The organism is Bacteroides sp. (genome assembly GCF_028690125.1).
In the GTDB taxonomy this organism is placed as follows: domain Bacteria; phylum Bacteroidota; class Bacteroidia; order Bacteroidales; family Bacteroidaceae; genus Bacteroides.
In genome coordinates, this window is record NZ_JAQVBV010000117.1 from 1 (window position 1) to 3,798 (window position 3,798).

Below are 3,798 nucleotides of genomic sequence, written 5' to 3' on the forward strand. Positions count from 1 at the left end.
ATTCAAATTTTTTCTCCGCTGTTTTTCCAAACTTATCTTTTGCAAAAAGAGTTATAACAGAATGCCCAGGAAGGGGGGAGACTACTTCTTTAAAATTTCCATCCTGATCAATAAATATCTCTCTTCCGTTAATTGTCAGTAGGACAGCTTTCTCTGCAGTACCCTTAATGGTTACAACTTTTGAATCTTCTGTCCTCTCAAGTTCAGCCACTATTTGAACACCTCTCCATATAAAATTCATTTTAGCATAGACAAAGATTCCAATAAACACAAAAAGCAATAAGCATGAACCGGTTCCAATCCACCATTTTATATTCTTTTCTTTTAGGTCTCTTATCATTTCTTGTTTTTTATCTGCTAATTTTATCTACCTAATGAATAAATTTTTGTCTTGTTTGCTTCCTCCTATTTGTGTCGAGTCTGCTTCCTTCTATTCGTGTCATTCGCGTCCATTCGTGGATTTGTGTCGTGTTTGATCCCTCTTAAAGGTCCCCAGTGTTATCAATTGGGTTTTCCAAAACTTCTCTAGGCTTGGCACCGTTTGCAGGCCCAATCACTTGTCTCTCTTCTAGCATATCCATTAATTTTGCAGCTCTAGCATAACCGATACCGAGTTTTCTTTGTAAATATGAAGTTGAGGCTTTTCCAGCTTCCATAACTGTCATTCGAGCATCTTCGTATAAGTCATCATCTCCATCTTCGCTTTCAATAGTGTCAGAATACACCCCGCTTTTATCTATACTGCCTGTTAGTTCTATATAATTTGGTATTTCGTCGATGTAAGCTTCTCGTAGATAATTGGCAACTCTCTTTACTTCATCTTCAGAGATGAACGCACTTTGTAGTCGTTCTGGACTAGGGCTTGCTGTGCTTAGGAAGAGCATGTCTCCAGCACCAACCAATTTCTCGGCTCCACTTTGATCAAGAATAGTTCTTGAGTCTACTTGAGAAGAAACCTGTAGGGCAATACGAGTAGGGATGTTGGCCTTGATGATACCAGTAATAACATTAACAGATGGTCTCTGTGTAGAAAGAATAAGGTGAATACCAACAGCACGAGACATTTGAGCAAGTCGAACGATTGAAGACTCAAGCTCTCTTCTGTATGTTTGCATAATATCTGCCAATTCGTCGATAACGATTATAATGTATGGCATTCTCTCGGCTTCTTCCTCTCCAGCTTTCTTTGCTTTACCATAAACTTTCTCGTGATATGACTCGATGTTTTGAACGGCACAGTCTTGCAATATCTCATATCGGCGTTCCATTTCTCTAATAGCCCAATTGAGTGCTAGAATGGTCTTCTTTGGGTCTGTGATCACTGGGGTTTGAAGATGAGGTATCTTGTTGTACAAAGTGAGCTCAACCCTTTTTGGGTCGACTAGAATGAATCTCATGTCTTCTGGGCCGTTCCTGTAAAGAAGGGAAGTGATAATAGAGTGAATAGTAACAGACTTACCAGAACCAGTAGTTCCGGCTACGAGTAGGTGAGGCATCTTAGCCAAATTGCCATAAACAGGATCATTCGATAATCCTTTACCGAGAGCTACAGTCAAAGGCTTAGGACTTTTTCTAAATTTATCGTCTTTCAAAAGATTTGCTAGACCGACTATTGTCTTGCCTTTGTTGGGTACTTCGATACCGACTAATGATTGGCCGGGGATAGGGGCTTCTATACGAATCGATTTTGCTGATAGGGCGAGAGCTAGTTCGTTTTGTAACCCAACAATTCTTGAAAGCTTAACTCCTTGTGCGGGCTTTAGAGAGTAACGAGTAACCGTAGGTCCTATTGTAATGTCAGACATCTCAACAGAAATTCCGAAAGTTAATAGAGTTCTTTGAATCATGTTTGCGTTGTCTTTTGTGTTTCCGACATTAGCAACTCCGCGATCTCCTTCTAATAGGTCGATTGGGGGAGGGGTGTAGTTAGAATTTCTCCTGATTGGTTTTATGATCTCCTTTTGCTTTTCTTCTACCGAAGCTTTTTCATTGAATTCAACAGAAGAGATAACTTTAGGTTCAGATGGTTTAACTTTCTCTTCTATCTCATAATTGTCGGCAGTAAAATCTTCTACCACTCCGTTGTCTTTTTTCTTCCAAGACCAAAGGTCTCTCTTTAGGAAATTCCAAATTTTTTGGAAAGTATCGGGGATGTTTGGACTCTCATTAAATAGAACAATTAGAGATATTATAAGTCCACCTCCGAGCACTAAAATTCCACCATATAGTCCGAAGAGTTTAGTAAATGGCCAAGAGATAATTCCACCGAGGAATCCTCCGTAAGTGATGTTCAAACTTTCTCCATTTCCATTGCTTGCGATGTCTAGTAGCCCGAGAGAAGTTAGGAGAGTTAGTAATCCAAAAATAGTGTGAGACCTCGCAATCTGTGGTCGTTGTTTTTTCATAAACGAAACTCCGACAAGTAGCAACAAGATAGGGAGGAGGTAGTAACCGAATCCCAAGAGTGAGTGAAGTGCTCGGAAAATAAATGTCCCAACTATTCCCGCCATTTCAAAAATCGACAAGATCATAATCGCTCCAAAAATAATAAAACCGATACCCCAAATGTTGTATCGTGCCTCTTCTTTTAGCTCAACTTTTTTTACATTTTTATTACCATTTCCACCTCGCTTTGAAGTGCTTTCATTGTTTGTATCATCTGTATTTTTTTTTGCCATAGTTACGTCTATTATATCACTTTTCTTTGCATTTAAAAAATTGATTTTTTAAAAAAAAATTAGAATAAAAATGGTACAAAATTTACCTGTGGATAACTGCTCGAGGCCTTGCCTGCACATTCGTGTCATTCGTTTCCATTCGTGTATTTGCGTCGTGCCTGATCCCTTTTATTCGTGTCATTCGTTTCCATTCGTGTATTTGTGTCGAGTTTGACTTGCTTAAAATTTTTTTCAGTATATAATGGACACATTAAAGACAAATAACTCGCCACTTAGGTGACAAAAAGGACAGATGAATAACCAAAAAGACACACAAAGGACAACAACAAATAGTTACGGACAACTAGATGTCTCTGATGTAAAAGCCTTATCTGGTATAGCTGTTTATGGGCTTACAAACAAAAAGACAGAAAAGTTGGTCACTGCACTTTATCTCGTATCTGATTGTATGGATACAGACGATGCACTCAAGAGTAAGATTAGATTATTGGGGGTAGAATTATTGTCCGATATCTACCAATACTCTGTATTATCACCAGTCGAAAAATCCTCATTTGTCGCTACTCCTATCTCTCGAGTTTACGAACTTCTTTCCTTCATTGAAATAGCAAAAACGATTGGTTTTATCTCTGAAATGAACGCAAGTATTTTGAACCACGAATTCTCTAAATTAGCTGTTGATTTGAGAGAGAGTGTAAGTAAGGATCGACACTTTTCTTTCACTCTTGATGATAAGATGTTTGAGGTTGGTGATGATACTTTCGAAGATTTGCAAAATGGTAATCAGAGTTTATCAAGGACATCAGAAAACATGTCCGTTAGAAATTTTACACACAATCATTTGACCAATAACGTCTCTTACAAAGACCAAAGGTTTGACAAGAAAGAGACAGCCAAAAAGACACTTTCTCATCTCCAAGGACCAGCCGCTAGAGAAGATAGAATTAAGAGGATTATGAGTCTCATTAAGGACAAGAAGGATGTTTCAATAAAAGACATATCAATCTTCCTTCCTGACTATTCAGAAAAGACAATTCAGAGAGAATTAAACGGACTAGTTGATAAAGGACAAATCAAAAAGACAGGAACAAAGAGATGGTCTCGCTACAAACTCGCATAA

General features: G+C 38.3%; 3 protein-coding genes. 1 reads left to right on the forward strand and 2 read right to left on the reverse strand.

Translation table 11 applies throughout. The features are described from left to right. Together PHO71_RS25580 and PHO71_RS25585 are read right to left on the reverse strand one after the other, a co-directional pair. A partial coding sequence (locus tag PHO71_RS25580; protein ID WP_300209006.1) for a hypothetical protein occupies window positions 1–340 on the reverse strand: 340 nt, incomplete at its 3' end. A gap of 142 nt (window positions 341–482) precedes the next feature. Next, window positions 483–2,678, reverse strand: coding sequence for a DNA translocase FtsK (locus PHO71_RS25585; RefSeq protein ID WP_300209007.1), 2,196 nt, complete (start codon window positions 2,676–2,678; stop codon window positions 483–485). Window positions 2,679–2,970: 292 nt separating this feature from the next. Between PHO71_RS25585 and PHO71_RS25590 the strand changes: the two genes are divergently transcribed. Further along, window positions 2,971–3,798, forward strand: a complete 828-nt coding sequence (locus PHO71_RS25590; RefSeq protein WP_300209008.1) for a DeoR family transcriptional regulator — start codon at window positions 2,971–2,973, stop codon at window positions 3,796–3,798.